This is a genomic window from Nocardia sp. NPDC003726 (assembly GCF_053586955.1).
The window spans coordinates 158,515-173,368 of the sequence record NZ_JBSFNF010000010.1 but is presented as its reverse complement, the minus strand read 5'-3'; the positions used below and the strand labels follow the sequence as shown (position 1 = coordinate 173,368).

Below are 14,854 nucleotides of genomic sequence, written 5' to 3'. Positions count from 1 at the left end.
AGTGATAACAATATGATTGGACACAAACAGATTCACTCCAGATCAACTGGAATGACTTCATAGCACTGCTAACGAAAGATGAGGGTTCGCGTGGCAGCCCAAACGACGACTCTTCCGCGCAGACTGCTGGCTCGACGCCTGCTCGAACTGCGCGAGCACGCCGGACTCACCAGGGACAAGGCGGCCAAACTTTCCGAGATGAGTTCACAAACGTTGTGGCGCTTGGAGAACGGCCAGGTCGCCATGGTCAAGAAGATGGTGATCCGAGCACTGTGCGACGTGTACGACGCCGGTGACGACGACCGGCAAGCGCTGCTCTGGCTGGCGGAAGAGGCACGCAAGACGGGCTGGTGGCAGTCCTACAGCGACGCGATGTTCGCGAACACAGACTTGTTCGTCGTCCTGGAACAGGCTGCCTGCCATGTCACGTCGTTCCAATTGACCTTGCTGCCAGGTTTGGTGCAGACAGCCGACTACCGACGTGCCGTTGCCAAGGCTTTCATCCCAGCGTTGACCGATGACGCAATCGACCGGCACATAGAGTTGCTCACCAAACGACAAGCACGGCTTCAGGAACCACCTGACCGATTCAGCCTGGACGTGAGACTGAGCGAGGCGACGTTGCGCCACCAGATCGGTGGCGCTGCGGTCATGGCAGCCCAGTCCAGTCATTTGGCGGAACTGAGCGGCTTTCCGAACGTATCCATCCGAATCGTTCCACTGAGCGCCGGTTCCTACCTCGGACTGGAGGCAGGTTCCTTTGTATTGCTCGAGTTTCCCGAACACCCGAACCCGTCGTTGACCGAGCCGCCCGTTATTTACGTCGAGGGCTACACTGGGGCCCTGTACCTGGACAAACCCGACGAGATCGATCAGTACCAGACCGCGCGGTCAAGTGTCGAGAGTGCGGCACTGAGCGAGGACGAGTCCCGAGCGCTGCTGGTGGCAATTGCAGAGGAGTACGGAGCGTGAGTGCCGACCTATCGACGGCGAAGTGGTTCAAAAGCAGTCGCAGCGGCACTGGCAAAGACTGCGTCGAGGTCGCACATCTCACCGGGGGCATGGTCGGTGTCCGTGACTCCAAGAACTCCTCCGGGCCAGCGTTGATCTTCACGCCCTCCGATTGGGACGCCTTCACGTCAACCATCACCGATGGTGGGTTCGATTTCGCAGAGTGAGCACGCTTCCTGCTCGCCGACACCCGGCCCGTACTCGGACACGCATTCTCAGGTCCGGGCCGCTGTCGTATCGCGGAACTCCGTAGAACCGCACGATGAGACTGTGGACATAGACGAAGGGCTCCGAGGCGCCCGGCTGCTGGCCGCTGATATCGGAGAATCCTTGGGGTACTCGACGCAGATCAGCACTGAGTACACCGAGAACTGGCGGAGATTCGGCGTGCAGTCCGGTCGCCCGGTGCCGAAAGCTTGGGTGTGCATCGGTGTGCCGGATGCCGGCACCTCCGCGGCGCTCGACCCCACCAAGTCGGGCAGCGGCACGGCCGAGGGATTCGCGATGGAGTTGGCGCGAATCCTTCAGGACGACATCCAAATTCACATACGTGAGCCGTGGCCGAAGGATCCCGCCGCCAGCGGCCGGGCACTGGAACCGACCGAGCGCGGTTGGCGAAGCCGGACGGAACCAGGGTATCCAGTGCCGTACGGCAGGCTCGGTCGCTGAGCCGATATGCGCGTGGGCATGTGCCAGGGGCGCTCCCGAAGGCTCTGTCCGTCCGCACCATGATGTGACGAGCCGAGCGGGCTCTATCCCGCCAAGAGCTAGTGGTTTGACAGGGTTTCGCCGACGCGCGCGGCCCATCCCGCCGGATGCGTCAGGTTCCCGTTGTGCCCGCCGGGGAATTCCACCACCGGCACGCCGCGCAGTGCCGCCAACTCGTGGGCGGCTTTGTAGTCGAAGACGTGTCGTGGGGTGGTCTCCCCACAGGCCGGGACGATGCGCACCGGGGATTGCCGCAAGGCCGCGACGTCCAGGTGGTCGGCGCGGATCGCGGCGAAGTCGTGTCCGAGGAAGTATTCGAAGTTCGCGGCGCGCTCTGGGCCGAGCGGGGCAGCGGTCACACCGGGTTCGCGGTCCTGGTTCTGCGGATCTATTCCCAGCGTCCGCACCATCGGGGCGAGCGCCGCCTGCCATCCGCGCTCGGCGAACACCTGTTCGCAGTGTTCGAGTTCGCCGAGTTGGGTGGCGCGGTCGGCGGCGGCGAGCAGCCACGGCGTGACGGGCTCGTGCGCGATGACAGTGTGCAGCCGGTCCGGGCGCTCGACCGCGAGATGTAATCCGATGGCCGCGCCCATGCTGCAACCAAGCATGGCCACGGGCTCGTCGGTCAATGCCGAGAGCAGGCGGTGGACGTCGTCGGCGTGCGTCGCGACCGAGGCGGGCGCGACGGGATCGCGAAGGACACTGCGAGACAGGCCGCGTCGGTCGTAGGTGACGACGGTGAAGCGCCGCTCCAGATGACCGACGAGGTCTTCGCTGCGCCGCGCGTCCCCCTCTCCGCTCTGCGCGATCAGCAGCATCGGACCGCTGCCGCGCACTTCGTAATACAGGTCGGCTCCGGGGACCTGGAGCGTCCCGGCGGAAATCGTGTTCATGCAGAGAAGGCTAATCCATCAATTAAGATACATCAATATTGATACATCTGGATTGATGTAAAGTTCACTCGTGGACGGAGTCGAACTGTTCCTGCTGGGCCGGGCGTTGATGAAGATCGGCGAGCAGGCGTTGCCGACGGCCGGACTCGGCGGCGGGCACCGCCCGGTGCTCGTGGTGTCGAGCGACATCCTCGAACACCCCGACAGCACCGTGGGCGAAATCGCCGCGCGCACCGGACTACCGCAAAGCGCGGTATCCACCGCTGTCGCCCGGCTCAAGGAGACCGGCGCGGCCACTTCGACGGTCGACCCACGCGACCGCAGGCGCACCCTGATCCGCGCGGCCGACCAGCCTTCCCCACGCGTCGCCGAAGTGCGGGCAACCCCCGTGGACGAAGCGGTGGCGGCGGCGCTGCCCCACAACGACCCGGCCGCCCTGCGCGAGGTCCTCGACGCCCTCACGACCCTCACCCGCCACCTACGCCCCCGCGAACGCCGCGCCGAGCCCTGACATCCACCCGACCAGTGCGACGAGTGGCACATCAGCGAGAGGGCTTCTCGCGATTCGCCACGGCCCTGTGCCACTCGTGGTCGAGTCAGGGGAGGTAGACGCAGCCGCCCATGCCGAGGTAGCTGCGGATGGAGCAGATCAGGTTGTTCACCGTTTTGCCGGAGCCGGAGGATGAACCCGTGCTGGGGGTCTCGGCGATCGCGGCGGGGGCGGTCGCTGCGATCGGCAGCAACAAAGCGGCGGTGACCAGGACGGTGGCGGTGAATTTCGCGGCCATGGGTTCTCCTGAGCGAAGGCGCGAGGGCCAGGTCCAGCACTTGGCCCTTGACGCCACGAAGCTTACGAATCACCGAATCCCGCACATAGACCGCAGTTTCAGGGTTGCGCTGTCTCCGCCTCCGGCGCATCGGAAAGTCGATCGCTGTCGGTGGTCCGGCTTCGGCCGTTCAGGACGACGCGGGTGGTGGGTGGACCGTGCGCCAGTGGCGGGCTATGTCGATGCGGCGGGTTATCCAGACCTGGTCGTAGGACTGGATGTGGTCGAGCAGGCGTTCCAGGGCGGCGGTGCGGGCGGGGCGGCCGATGAGGCGGCAGTGCAGGCCGATGGAGAGCATTTTCGGGGTGTCTTCGGCGCCTTCGCGGTAGAGGACGTCGAAGGCGTCGCGGACGTGCGCGAAGAATTGCTCGCCGGTGGGGAAACCGGCGGGCGAGGCGAAGCGCATGTCGTTGGTGTCCAGCGTGTACGGCACCACCAAGTGGTCGCGGTCGTGCACGCGCACCCAGTAGGGCAGGTCGTCGGCGTAGGAGTCGGAGTCGTAGACGAAGCCGCCGTGCTCCACCACCAACTCCCTGGTGTTCGGCGAGTCGCGGCCGGTGTACCAGCCCAGCGGCGCCGAGCCGGTCAGATCGGTCAGCACACGCACCGCCTCGGCCATGTGCGCGCGCTCGGTCTCGCGGTCGGTGAGCTGGTAGGACTTCCAGCGCAGCCCGTGGCAGGCGATCTCGTGGCCGAGTTCGCGGAAGGCCGCCACCGCCTCGGGGTTACGTTGCAAAGCGCGGGCGACCGCGAAGATCGTCAGCGGCAGCCCACGCCGCTCGAAGACGCGCAGCACCCGCCACAACCCGGCGCGTGAGCCGTACTCGTAGAGCGATTCCATGCTCATGTGGCGGTTCGGGAACGCTTCGGCAGGAGTCATCTCCGACAGGAACGTCTCGGAGAACTCGTCACCGTCGAGGACGTTGTTCTCGCCGCCCTCTTCGTAGTTGAGCACGAATTGCACCGCGATCCGCGCCTCCCCCGGCCACTTCGGGTCCGGCGGACGCGGGCCGTAGCCGACGAAATCCCTCATAGCCGCGCCTCACGCACACACGGCTCCGTACGCCCCGCCGATATCGAGCGCCGCACTCGCCGGACAGACGCGACCGCACGCGACACCGTCGTCCACGCGCTCAGACCCCGAGTCGACCGAGAACGCACAGCTGCACGCGCCGCCGATGTGCGCACGGGCGGGCGGCACATTCGCCGAGAAGCCGCGACCGCACGCGGCACCGACGCGCTCGAACGCCGAGTCGGCCGAAAAGGCGCGACCGCATGCCCTGCCGATGCCCCGGCGTTCATGCGCCCAGCTCGCCGTAGAGGCGCAGCCGCGCCAAGCCGCCGTCCGGATAGATGTCCAAGCGCACCTCCTCCACCGACGCGGCCATCGGCGCGATCGGAAACCGGTGCCGAGTGTCGGGTTGCAGTGTGGTGCGCGGTAACAACTCCAACTCGGTGCCGTCGTTGGTGCGACCGGTCAGCCGGGCCGCGCCGGGACTGTTGCCCAGGAAGTACGACGTGTCCAGTTCGGCGAGCCGGATGAGTCCCGGCCCGGCCAGGCGGATGCGCACCCAGTCGTTCCCGTCGTCCCTGCGGCGGGCGGTCTCCCAGCCCTCGCCCATGGACCTGGCCCGGCCGGGATACAGCAACTGGTTCGGTGAGCTGTAGAAGCGATTGGAGCAGTCCAGCACCAGCGCGCCGTTCTCCAGGGCGGCCAGGTCCAGCGGCCCGAGGCCGAACAGGCGCGGATCGGGCCTGCCCTCTCCGTGCACCCGCAACCTGGCCACGCCGCCGTCGGGGTGCATGGTGAGCTTCACATGGCTCCAGCGCTTCTCGTTCTCGACGGTGAACAGGTTGCGGCTGTCGCCCGCCACGGGGGAACGATCGACCAGCATCACCCAATCGTCGCGCGCGGCGATGGTCTCGGCGGGCGGATAGTCCTCGATCTCCAACGCGGACACCGAGACGGCGGGCGGGTAGTTGCCCGTGAACCAGGCCGTGTCCACCACGATCCCGCGGATCACGCCCGGCACGCCCAGCCGCACGATCGCCGTATCGTCGCCGGGCTGCCCGCGATGTCTGCGGGTCTCCCAGCCGTCGTAGATCTGCCCTTTGTGCCCGAAGTCGGAGGGCCGGTGCCGGGCGGGACCCGGATTGATCAAATTCTCCTTCTCCGCGAAGAATTCGTCGTTCGCCCAGATCACCGAGCCGCCCAGCGGCCGGACCGCCAGGTCCGGCAGCAGCGTGAACTCCTCGTTGTCGCCCCGGTCGCGCATCGCGCCTCCTGTGTCGTGCGGGATCGCCCCGTTCGGATGGACGGTCACGGTGCCTCCGGTAGCGGCGCGCGGGCCGCCAAGGCCCGCAGCACCGGCTCGGTGAGTTCCGGCGCGCCCGCGTCCGGGCGGGCGCCGCAGTCGATGCCGCGCAGCACCGTGGCGGCCAGCGCTTCGGCCGTGGCGGGCTCGTCGACGACGTCGCCGCCGCGGCGGGCGAGATAGTCCCGCAGACGCGGCACCGCGACGTCCATCGCCCGGCGGAAGAAGTCGTAGGTGGCCAGCCATCGGGTGACGAGGTGACCCGGATGCATGTCCCAGCCCTGGTAGTACCCGCGCCGCAACGCCCGGACGACCAATCGGTGGTGGTTGCGCAGCGCCGCCTCCGGGTCGGAGTCGGGCACGATCTGGGTGGAACCGTCGCACACCCACACCCCGGTCTGCGCGGCCGCGACTTGCATCACCGCCTTGGCGTGATCGGCGGCCGGGTGGTCGAGCGCCTGATCCGGCGCGGCGACGCCACAGGCGGCGGTGTAGTCGTAGGTACCGAAATGCAATGCGCTGCAACGTCCTTCGGCGACGGCGAGCATGGCGGCCACCGGAGCGGTGCCGTCGGCGGCGATGATCGCCTGCGGGCTCTCGATCTGTAGCTCGAAGCGCAGGCTGCCCTCCGCGATGCCGTACCCGCGTTCCAGCCCGACGCACAGTTGCACCAACGCCGTGACCTGCTGCACCGCGCGAATCTTCGGCACGGTGAACACGAATCCCCCGGGCACGCCGCCTGCGCCCGTCAGCACGAGGTCGAGCGTGCGCAGCGCACGACGGCGTTCACCGCCGCCCAAACCCTTCATCCGGATGCCGCTGCTCGCCGGGCCGCCGGACCGCCGCGCCCAAGCCGCCAGCACCTCGCCCGCCGCCGTGGCCGCGCGGTCCTCCTCGGCGTCGGCGCGCAGACCGTAGCCGTCCTCGAAATCGATGCGCAGGTCCTGCACCGGATCGGCTTCCAGCCGTTTGCGCACCTCGGGCAGCGAATCGGTGCCGTCGAGCGTGCCGAGCAGATCGCGGTGGCGGTCGAGCAGTTCGACCGCGGCCGCGCCCCAGGCTTCGGGAGTCTCCTCGGCGACGCGGTCGGCGGGGACGTACACGGTGTGGATCGGTTGTGCGCGGCCGTTCGAGCCGGGATACCTGCGGCGCAGCTCGGCGTCGACCCCGTCGAGCAGCGCCTCGATCCGGGCGCGGACGTTCTCCGGCACCTTCGTCATCGTGACTCCCTCTCCCGCAAGGCGGCCCACACCCGGTCCGCGGTCATCGGCAGCCGGTACAGCCGTACGCCGACCGCATCGCGGATCGCGTTGGCCAGCGCGGGCGCGACCGGGTTGTACGGCGATTCGCTCATCGACTTGGCGCCCAGCGGGCCGAGCGCGTCGGACGTCTCGGCGAAGTAGACCTCCGTGCGCGGCACGTCGGCGAACTGCGGTATGTGGTAGTGCCGCAAGGTCTGTGCGCCGATCACCCCGTCCGCGCTGCGCATGTCCTCGTACAGCGCGGTGCCGATGGCCTGCGCCGCGCCGCCCTCTACCTGTCCGCGGCACTGCGCCGGGTTGAGCACCGTGCCGGCGTCGGCCGCCTGGATCGACTGGAGAATGCGCACCGCCCCCGTTTCGGGGTGCACGGCGACGCGGAAGGCGTGCACGTTGAAGCTCACCGACCTGGGGCTGCCGCCGTGCTCGGCGTGCGCGACGAGGTCGCCGCCGGTCAGCAGCTCCGCCGCGGTGAGCATCCGGTCGCCGCAGTGCACGCCGCCGTGGTTCAGCACGCAGTCCCGCTCCGCGACGCCCGCCAGTTCCGCCGCCCTGGCCAGCAGCCGCGAGCGCAACGCGCACGCCGCCGCGTACACGGCCTTGCCCGCGACCACGATGCCGGTGGAGCCGAACGCGCCGGTGTCGTGGTCGACCAGGTCGGTGTCGCCGTGCCGGATCACGATGCGATCCACCTCGGTCTCCAGCGCGGTGGCGGCGAGCTGGGCGTGCACCGTGGTCGTGCCGTTGCCGAATTCCGCTGTGCCGACCCTGATCTCGTAACGGCCGTCGGGCAGCAGCGCGGCTGTCGCGGTGGATCGGTGACCGCGCGGCGGGACGGTCGCGATCATCGCGGCGGCCATGCCGGTGCCCACCCGCCACCCCGGGCCGGGCGCGCGCACGTCGTTGCCGCGCAGCAGGGCTCGTTCGGCGAGGTCGAGGCACTGGTCCAGGCCGTAGCTGCCGAACATCAGATCGCTCTCGTTCACCGCCGCGCCGACGAACCGGTCGCCGGGTACCACCGCGTTGCGGCGGCGCAGTTCGAAGGGGTCCATGCCGAGCGCGTGCGCGAGTTCGTCCAGAGCCGATTCCACCGCGAAGATCACCTGCCCGAGGCCGTAGCCGCGGAACGCTCCGGAAGGAACGTTGTTGGTGTACACCGCGCGCGCGTCGACCCGCTTGTTGGCACAGCGGTACAGCTCCACCGACTCGCCCACGCCGTGATACATCACCCCGCCGCTGTGATTGCCGTAGGCGCCGGTGTCGGCGAGCACGTCGACGGCCAAGGCGGTCAGCACACCGCGCGCGTCGGCCCCGGCTGTCACCTCGACGCGCATCGGATGACGGCAGGTCGCGGCGACGAACTCGTCGGAGCGCGTGAATTCGTACTGCACCGGCCTGCCGGTGCGCAGCACGGCCAGCGCGATCAGGTCTTCGGCCAGCAGCTCCTGTTTCGCGCCGAATCCGCCGCCCACCCTGGCCGTGAACACCCGCACCTGCGCCGGCGACCGGCCGAACAGGCGGCACAGTTCGTCACGGACCAGGAACGGGACCTGGGTGCTGCACCGGATGACCAGGCGTCCGGCGTCGTCGAGCCAGCCGACCCCGCCGTGCGTCTCCAGATGTACGTGCTGGCCGCGCGGCGAATCCCATACGCCGCGCACGACGTGCGCCGCGGCGGCCAGGCCCGCGGCGACGTCGCCGACCTCGCCGTGCAGCTCGGCTGCCAGGTTGCGGCCGGGATCGGTGATACGGGCGGAGGCCGGTTTGTCGCCGTGCAGTTTCGGCGCGTCGGCGCGCAGCGCGTCCCGCGGATCGAACACCGCGGGCATGACCTCGTAGTCGACCTCCAGCAAACGGCACGCTTCGCGGGCGATCGCGACGCTGTCGGCCACCACCGCGGCCACCCGCTGTCCTACGAATCGGACCGTCCGGTCGAGCACGTAGGTGTCGTCGGGGTCGTCGGTGCGCAGCTCGTGCCGTGCGGTGGAGAACGGCGTGTCCGGTGCGTCGGCGTGGGTGAGCACCGCGTGCACGCCGGGCAGCGCCTCGGCGGCGGCGGTGCCGATCGAGCGGATCCGCGCATGGGCGTGCGGGCTCCGCAGCACCGCGATGTGCAGCGGGGCGGCCGGCGGCGCGGTGTCGGCCTCGCCCGGTCGCGGCAGGTCGAAGGTGAACGGTTCGCGTCCGGAGACGATGCGCGGCCCGGCCGGGGCCACGACAGCCGCGGCCGGATCGGGGGCGGCGGCGGGATCGTCCGGAGTGAGCTGTTCGCCCAGCGCGGCGCGGATGGCGCGGTAACCCGTGCAGCGGCACAGGTTGCCTTTCATCAACTCGGCGAGTTCGTCGCCCGGCACGCCGACCTGATTTTCGGCGGCACACCCGAGCCCCGCCGCCGTGACCACCATGCCCGCGGTGCAGAACCCGCATTGGAACGCGGCCTCGGCGAGGAACCGGCGTTGCACCGGATGCGGGTGCTCGGGGGTTCCGAGTCCGGCGGCGGTGGTGACCGATCGTCCGGCGGCGCGATAGGCCGGAAAGACGCAGGAGTGCACCGTCATTCCGTCCACCAGCACCGAGCAGGCCCCGCAGTCGCCCGAGTCGCAGCCCTTCTTGACCGCCAGCGCGCCACCGTCCCGCAGCGCGGTGCGCAGGCACTGCCCCGGCCGCGCCTCGATGTCGACGGGCCTGCCGTCCACTTCGAAACGCATCAACCACCCCGCAATTCCGCGGCAACCTCGCGGGCGAGCAATCCCGCGACATGTCCGCGCCACTCCGGTGACCCGTGCGGATCGTCGAACCACAGCGCCGGATCGATCGTGTGCACGGCATCGCGGATCTCGCCATCGGTGGGCGGTGCGGCGAAGTCCAGGACGACGGGCTTGATCGTGGCGGCCGTGATCGTGACAGCGCTGCGGCCGCTGCCTTCCCGCCGCCCCATGACGACGGCGCCGGACCGGCCGAGCGGGGCGAGCGCGATCTTCCGAAAGCTGGTTCGCGCCAGCAGACTCGACCGCGGCACCCGAATCGAGCGCAGCACTTCTTCGCGCCGCAACGCCGTTCGTCCCGGCCCGAGGACGAACTCCCGCAACGGGATTCGCCGATCCGAACCGTCCGCGGCCCAGACCAGCGCCGTCGCGTCGAGCGCCGCCAGCGCGCCGAGCACCGCGCCCGCGGGCAGCGCGAGGCAGACGTTGCCCCCGACGGTCGCGGTGCGCCAGATCTTGTGCGAGGCCAGCAGCGCCCGGCAGGCCGGGGCGAACAGCGCGGTCCCCGGCCACGGGTCGCGCAATACCCGGGCCCCCAGCTCACGGCCGGGCGCTGCGCCGGCGAACTCGGCCAAGGTGCAGGTCGCGGCGATGTCCAGTCCCCCGTCCACGATGTCGAACGCGGGCCAGCCGAGGCCGGTGATGTCGACCAAGCGCAGCAGCTGATCCTGCGGCTCGGAGAACAGGAAGGTTCCTCCGGCGAGCACCGCGGTGGAAGCGCCGAGCGCGGCCAGGTCTTCGCGCTCGCGCGCGATCACCACCTCGCGAATCGTGTCCAGGTCCACGTCTCACCTCGTTCCTGCCTCTCGGTCACCGTAGAGCCAGTCGGTTGCCGCCATATTGCGCGCGACGCATGTCGGATTGCGCGGCTGTTACCTCGCCGCGCGGCGGCCACCCGCGAGCGGGAGCCGTCCCGGCCGCACACTGTGGGGCGGTGCCGTTCACGACACCACGGCTCCCGCCTCGGCGGGCCGTCCGAGCCGACACTGCTTCAGTATTGCTCGTCCCGCCTGACCAGGCTCGACACCTCGCCCAGATCAGCGAGGCGAGCGTCGGTGACCCGCCCGGCAACCACACCCTGGACGGTGGCGATGAACGGGAGGTTCGCCCCGTCCGCCCCGCTGCTGATCTCGTAGTCGCCCACGCCGGGGGCCGGAGTGGGAACGCGGACAGATGACGCGGCTTCACCGCCGCCGGGCGTCCCCCGAAACGCCGCTGAGAGCCACTCCGGGCGTTCCGGTCTCGACCCGACCCGCGCGAGTCGCTCAACCTGCCTTCGCCAGCAGCGCCGCCTGCGCGCGCCTCACCTCGGCGGCCACCACGTCCGTGTCCACCGTCCTGACCTCGCCGTCGCGCACCACCTCGCGCCCGTTCACCAGCAACGCCGCCAGCGGTGGTGGCGAGCCGAGCAGCAGGGCGGTCACCGGATCCGCGATCCCGGCGTGCGCGGCGGTGTCCAGCCGCCACAGCGCCAGGTCCGCCAGTTTGCCCACCTCGATCGAGCCGATGTCGGCGGCGCGGCCGAGCACCCGCGCGCCGCCCATGGTGGCCAGTTCCAGGGCGGTGCGCACGGTCATCGCGTGTGGTCCGCCCCGGTTGCGGGCCCACAGCAAGGCGTGGCGCGGTTCCTCGATCATCGACCCGGCCTCGTTGCTCGCCGCCCCGTCGACGCCGAGCCCCACCGGGACGCCCGCGCGGACCAGGTCGGCGACGCGGGCGACGCCCGCGCCCAGCCGCGCGTTCGACGTGGGACAGTGCGCGACGCCGGTGCCGGTCGCCGCCATGACGCCGATCGCGTCGTCGTCCAGGTGGACGGCGTGCGCGTACCAGACGTCGGGGCCGAACCAGTCCATCCGCCGCAGGTACTGCGCGGGCGCGCAGCCGAAAGTCGCCAGGCAGTAGTCCTGCTCATCGATGGTCTCGGCGAGGTGGGTGTGCAGCCGGACCTTGGTGTCGCGGGCCAGCGCCGCCGACTCGCGCAGCAGGTCGGGCGTGACGGAGAACGGCGAGCACGGCGCGAGCGCGATCCGCAGCATGGCGTCCGGCGACGGGTCATGCCAGCGCGCGACGGCCGCCGCGCTCGCGGTGAGGATGTCGTCCAGGCGCTCCACCAAGTGGTCGGGCGGCAGCCCGCCCGCGCTCGCGCCGAGATCCATCGAGCCGCGACAGGGATGGAACCGCAGGCCCACTCGCGCCGCCGCCTCGATCTCGGCGGCGAGCGGGTCACCGCCGTCGCGCGGAAACACGTAGTGGTGATCGGTGCTGGTGGTGCATCCCGTGCGGGCGAGGGCGGCGAGCGCGCCCGTGGCCGCCACCCGCACACCGTCCTCGTCGATACCGGCCCAGACCGGGTAGAGCGTGTTCAGCCATTCGAACAGGGTGTGGTCGGTGGCCAGGCCGCGGGTGATCCATTGGTAGAGGTGCTGGTGGGTGTTCACCAGTCCGGGCGTCAGCAGGCAGCCGCGCCCGTCGATGCGCCGCGCGTCCGGGCCGAGGTCGGGCGGATCGCCCGCCCCGACCGCGTCGATCCGGTTGCCGCGCACGACGACGTGTCCGCGGGCGTATTCGGTCCCCTCGGCGTCGACGGTCGCGACGGCGCAGCCCGCGATGACGGTCACCTGGTCCACGCGGGACCCGCTTCCGGCGCGTCTGCCCGCGCCACGGTGGCATGGATCAGTCCGTAGGGACGGTCGTCGGCGTGATAGACCTCGCCGTGGTTCTCGATGCCGAAGCGGCCGAGGTCGTAGTCGAAGTGATGCTTGTTCGGCGCGGCGAGCCGGATCTCGGCCAGCACCGGGTAGGCGGTGAGCGCGGCCTTGCCCATTTCGAACAGCGTCTGCTGCAGGGCCTTGGAGTGCAGCGTCGCGAAGGTCTCCACCAGCCGCGCCCGCACGCCGGTGTAGACCTCGTCCCAGTCGACGCCCGTGCTGCTCGCGAACCGCCACTCGGCGACCAGCGCGGTGGCCAGCATTCGATCGCTGGTCGGCGCGAGCACGGTGAACTCGTCGGTCAGGAAGCCGGCGAACTCCGAGCCGGTCGACTTGAGGATGGTCAGGTCCTTCACCCCGCCGACGACCCAAGCCTGCCGTTCGGCGCCTTTCCCCGCCACGGTGACCGCCGCCGTGCGCACTTCCGGTCCCTGCCGCACCCAGGTGTGGTCGTGCTCCACACCGCCGACGGTGACGCGCTGCCAGGCGTATTCGTCGACCTCGACGCGCGCGCTGCGCACCGGCTCGATCTCGGTGACGAAATGATCGGCCAGCGCGAGCGCGTAGTCCTCGATGGCCCGCAGCCCGGGACGCTTCGCGAAGGCGTAGGCCGTCTGCTTCTGCGAGTCGGTGGGCAGGACCTTCGCTTGGTCGCCCGCTACGTACGCGTCGGCGAAATCCCCCCGCAGCACCGTGGAGACGTTCACATCGCGGATCTCGTGCCGTGCGCCGCGCCGGTGGATCCGGACGATCCGGTTCTCCGCTTTGCCGTAGCGGTGGTCGGTCAGCACGATGGGCCCGGTCAATTCCATGCTCAGCTCCCTCGATAGGTGGAAAAGGCGAAGGGCGACAACAGCAACGGAACGTGATAGTGCCGTTCCTCGCGCACCGCGAAAGCGATGCTCACCTCGGGATAGAAGGTTTCGACCCCTCGGCCCGCGAAGTAGGCGCCGGTGTCGAACACCAACCGATAGGTCGCGGGTGCGAGCGCTTCGCCCAACGCCCCGATCCGGCCGTCCGCGTCCGTTTCGCCCGAATCGAGCCGATGCGCCTGCCGGTACAACGTCACCGTGACGCCCGCGGCGGGCACACCGCGCATCGCGTCCAGCACATGGGTGCTCAGCGTGCTCACGACCGCTCCAGCAGCGCGTGCAGCCGGATCCGATTGATCTTGCCCAATTCAGTTCGCATTACCCGCCTTTCGGTCTCGGGATCATTGCGCAACCGGGCGGTGAGCAGCGCGAGCAGCTCCTCGCCCGACTTCCCGCTCGCACTCACCAGATAGACGTGCCCGAACCGTTCCTCATACGCGCGATTGCCCTCGGCGAGCGCCGCGCGCACCGCCTCGCCCGCGCCCGCCACCCCGGCCTGCTCCCGCGCGGAGGCACCGGAATGCGGCCGCTCCCCGATCCTGGGGTGTCCCGCCAGCGCGCGGTCCAGCTCCCATTCCGGCAACCCCGCCAGCACCTCGTCCGCCGCGTCGAGCAGCGCCTCGACGCTCCCGTACGGACGGCCCGCGACCAGCGCCCGCGCGAAGTCCGGCGACGAGCAGCACCCGAGCACCGCCCGGTAGGCCGCGTCGTCGGACAGCGCGTCGAACGCTGTGATTCCGCGTCGCTGATCCGTCATCGGACCAGCATCGAATACGACCGGGGCCGCCGCCACCGGAAGCGGAGGGATCGCCTTCGGCGTGTCGCTCACGAAACGCCCTTGACCACCGGTTTCCCCCCGTGCGGCGCAGACCGGCCGGTATTACCTTTTAGGCATGGCCGACCCTGATCGCTCCGCCGTCGCGGCCTGCGCCGGCGTCGTGCTCGCCGCGGGCGCCGGGGCCCGCTACGGAAAACCGAAAGCGCTCGCCGAGGGCGGCGCCTGGCTGCGGTCCGCGGTCGCCGCGCTGCGCGACGGCGGCTGCGACCCGGTCATCGTCGTGCTCGGCGCGACCGGCCCGACGCCGCGGATCGTCGATCTGCCGCCGGGCGTGCGGCACGTGTGGGCGGCGGACTGGGCGACCGGCCTGAGCGCGTCGCTGCGGGCGGGCTTGATCGCCGCCGCGAGCACCCCTGCCCGCTATGCCGCGATCATGCCGGTCGACACCCCCGATGTCGGCGCCGCCGCGGTCGCCCGAGTGCTCGCCGCCGCCCTCTCGGCCCCCAGCGGACTGGCTCGTGCCGTGTTCCACAACACACCGGGACACCCCGTTGTCATCGCCCACAAGCACTGGAACGCCGTTTGCGGATCGGCCTCAGGAGATTCCGGCGCCCGCACCTATTTGACCGGCAGAAACGATATGGTGTGCGTCACGTGCGACGATTTGGCGACGGGCGTCGATCGTGACTTCCCGGCCACGACCGCACGGTGATCGGAG

The 14,854-nt window shown here is 70.0% G+C and carries 16 protein-coding genes; 4 read left to right on the top strand and 12 right to left on the bottom strand.

All coding sequences use genetic code 11. The annotated features are described in order from the left end of the window. The first annotated feature begins 90 nt into the window (after window positions 1–90). Together ACWDMM_RS16215 and ACWDMM_RS16210 are read left to right on the top strand one after the other, a co-directional pair. Window positions 91–972 carry a helix-turn-helix domain-containing protein gene (locus tag ACWDMM_RS16215; protein WP_357109384.1) on the top strand — a complete coding sequence of 294 codons (882 nt, stop codon included), beginning with the start codon at window positions 91–93 and terminating at the stop codon, window positions 970–972. After that, complete coding sequence (locus ACWDMM_RS16210; protein WP_195080668.1) at window positions 969–1,178, top strand: DUF397 domain-containing protein; 210 nt, start codon at window positions 969–971, stop codon at window positions 1,176–1,178. Before ACWDMM_RS16215 ends, ACWDMM_RS16210 begins: the two co-directional genes overlap by 4 nt. 600 nt (window positions 1,179–1,778) lie before the next feature. On the opposite strand, the gene ACWDMM_RS16205 is transcribed toward ACWDMM_RS16210, so the two are convergent. Then, window positions 1,779–2,612, bottom strand: a complete 834-nt coding sequence (locus ACWDMM_RS16205) for an alpha/beta hydrolase (RefSeq protein WP_449938087.1) — start codon at window positions 2,610–2,612, stop codon at window positions 1,779–1,781. Between the two features lie 70 nt (window positions 2,613–2,682). Between ACWDMM_RS16205 and ACWDMM_RS16200 the strand changes: the two genes are divergently transcribed. Then, window positions 2,683–3,123, top strand: coding sequence for a MarR family winged helix-turn-helix transcriptional regulator (locus tag ACWDMM_RS16200; protein ID WP_357109378.1), 441 nt, complete (start codon window positions 2,683–2,685; stop codon window positions 3,121–3,123). Window positions 3,124–3,208: 85 nt separating this feature from the next. Here the strand turns inward: ACWDMM_RS16200 and ACWDMM_RS16195 are convergent, their stop codons facing one another. From ACWDMM_RS16195 to uraD, 11 genes are all read right to left on the bottom strand, one after another. Then, the gene (locus ACWDMM_RS16195; protein WP_357109374.1) at window positions 3,209–3,400 is read right to left on the bottom strand and encodes a hypothetical protein; all 192 of its coding nucleotides are present in this window, start codon (window positions 3,398–3,400) and stop codon (window positions 3,209–3,211) included. 169 nt (window positions 3,401–3,569) lie between these two features. Beyond that, window positions 3,570–4,472: an allantoinase PuuE gene (gene puuE, locus ACWDMM_RS16190; protein WP_357109371.1), complete on the bottom strand. Its 903-nt coding sequence runs from the start codon at window positions 4,470–4,472 to the stop codon at window positions 3,570–3,572. 265 nt (window positions 4,473–4,737) lie between these two features. Next, a complete protein-coding gene (gene alc, locus ACWDMM_RS16185; protein ID WP_449938083.1) occupies window positions 4,738–5,715 on the bottom strand; it encodes an allantoicase in 978 nt (325 codons plus the stop codon). A gap of 44 nt (window positions 5,716–5,759) precedes the next feature. Further along, entirely contained in the window at window positions 5,760–6,974 is a 1,215-nt protein-coding gene (locus tag ACWDMM_RS16180; protein WP_449938080.1) for a DUF6986 family protein, read from the bottom strand. After that, the gene (locus ACWDMM_RS16175) at window positions 6,971–9,721 is read right to left on the bottom strand and encodes a molybdopterin-dependent oxidoreductase (protein ID WP_357207411.1); all 2,751 of its coding nucleotides are present in this window, start codon (window positions 9,719–9,721) and stop codon (window positions 6,971–6,973) included. Before ACWDMM_RS16175 ends, ACWDMM_RS16180 begins: the two co-directional genes overlap by 4 nt. Beyond that, window positions 9,721–10,563, bottom strand: coding sequence for an FAD binding domain-containing protein (locus ACWDMM_RS16170; protein WP_357109359.1), 843 nt, complete (start codon window positions 10,561–10,563; stop codon window positions 9,721–9,723). Before ACWDMM_RS16170 ends, ACWDMM_RS16175 begins: the two co-directional genes overlap by 1 nt. 206 nt (window positions 10,564–10,769) lie before the next feature. Then, window positions 10,770–10,922, bottom strand: a complete 153-nt coding sequence (locus ACWDMM_RS16165) for a hypothetical protein (RefSeq protein WP_195080680.1) — start codon at window positions 10,920–10,922, stop codon at window positions 10,770–10,772. Between the two features lie 121 nt (window positions 10,923–11,043). Then, window positions 11,044–12,405: an 8-oxoguanine deaminase gene (locus ACWDMM_RS16160; RefSeq protein ID WP_449938075.1), complete on the bottom strand. Its 1,362-nt coding sequence runs from the start codon at window positions 12,403–12,405 to the stop codon at window positions 11,044–11,046. Continuing rightward, window positions 12,393–13,298, bottom strand: a complete 906-nt coding sequence (gene pucL, locus ACWDMM_RS16155) for a factor-independent urate hydroxylase (RefSeq protein WP_195080682.1) — start codon at window positions 13,296–13,298, stop codon at window positions 12,393–12,395. The genes ACWDMM_RS16160 and pucL overlap by 13 nt, the downstream gene beginning before the upstream one ends. Before the next feature lie 2 nt (window positions 13,299–13,300). Further along, complete coding sequence (gene uraH / locus ACWDMM_RS16150; protein ID WP_357207404.1) at window positions 13,301–13,618, bottom strand: hydroxyisourate hydrolase; 318 nt, start codon at window positions 13,616–13,618, stop codon at window positions 13,301–13,303. Then, on the bottom strand, window positions 13,615–14,115 hold the full coding sequence (gene uraD / locus ACWDMM_RS16145) for a 2-oxo-4-hydroxy-4-carboxy-5-ureidoimidazoline decarboxylase (RefSeq protein WP_195080684.1): 501 nt from the start codon (window positions 14,113–14,115) through the stop codon (window positions 13,615–13,617). The genes uraH and uraD overlap by 4 nt, the downstream gene beginning before the upstream one ends. A 136-nt stretch (window positions 14,116–14,251) precedes the next feature. Between uraD and ACWDMM_RS16140 the strand changes: the two genes are divergently transcribed. Beyond that, entirely contained in the window at window positions 14,252–14,848 is a 597-nt protein-coding gene (locus tag ACWDMM_RS16140) for a nucleotidyltransferase family protein (protein ID WP_357207401.1), read from the top strand. Window positions 14,849–14,854 lie beyond the last annotated feature (6 nt).

What these genes read in the sequence shown, in the direction of transcription:
- ACWDMM_RS16140 (WP_357207401.1), top strand. Translation starts at nt 14,252, where the DNA reads ATGGCCGACCCTGATCGCTCCGCCGTCGCGGCCTGCGCCGGCGTCGTG.
- ACWDMM_RS16205 (WP_449938087.1), bottom strand. Translation starts at nt 2,612, where the DNA reads ATGAACACGATTTCCGCCGGGACGCTCCAGGTCCCCGGAGCCGACCTG.
- pucL (WP_195080682.1), bottom strand. Translation starts at nt 13,298, where the DNA reads ATGGAATTGACCGGGCCCATCGTGCTGACCGACCACCGCTACGGCAAA.
- puuE (WP_357109371.1), bottom strand. Translation starts at nt 4,472, where the DNA reads ATGAGGGATTTCGTCGGCTACGGCCCGCGTCCGCCGGACCCGAAGTGG.
- alc (WP_449938083.1), bottom strand. Translation starts at nt 5,715, where the DNA reads ATGCGCGACCGGGGCGACAACGAGGAGTTCACGCTGCTGCCGGACCTG.
- uraD (WP_195080684.1), bottom strand. Translation starts at nt 14,115, where the DNA reads ATGACGGATCAGCGACGCGGAATCACAGCGTTCGACGCGCTGTCCGAC.
- ACWDMM_RS16180 (WP_449938080.1), bottom strand. Translation starts at nt 6,974, where the DNA reads ATGACGAAGGTGCCGGAGAACGTCCGCGCCCGGATCGAGGCGCTGCTC.
- ACWDMM_RS16175 (WP_357207411.1), bottom strand. Translation starts at nt 9,721, where the DNA reads ATGCGTTTCGAAGTGGACGGCAGGCCCGTCGACATCGAGGCGCGGCCG.
- ACWDMM_RS16195 (WP_357109374.1), bottom strand. Translation starts at nt 3,400, where the DNA reads ATGGCCGCGAAATTCACCGCCACCGTCCTGGTCACCGCCGCTTTGTTG.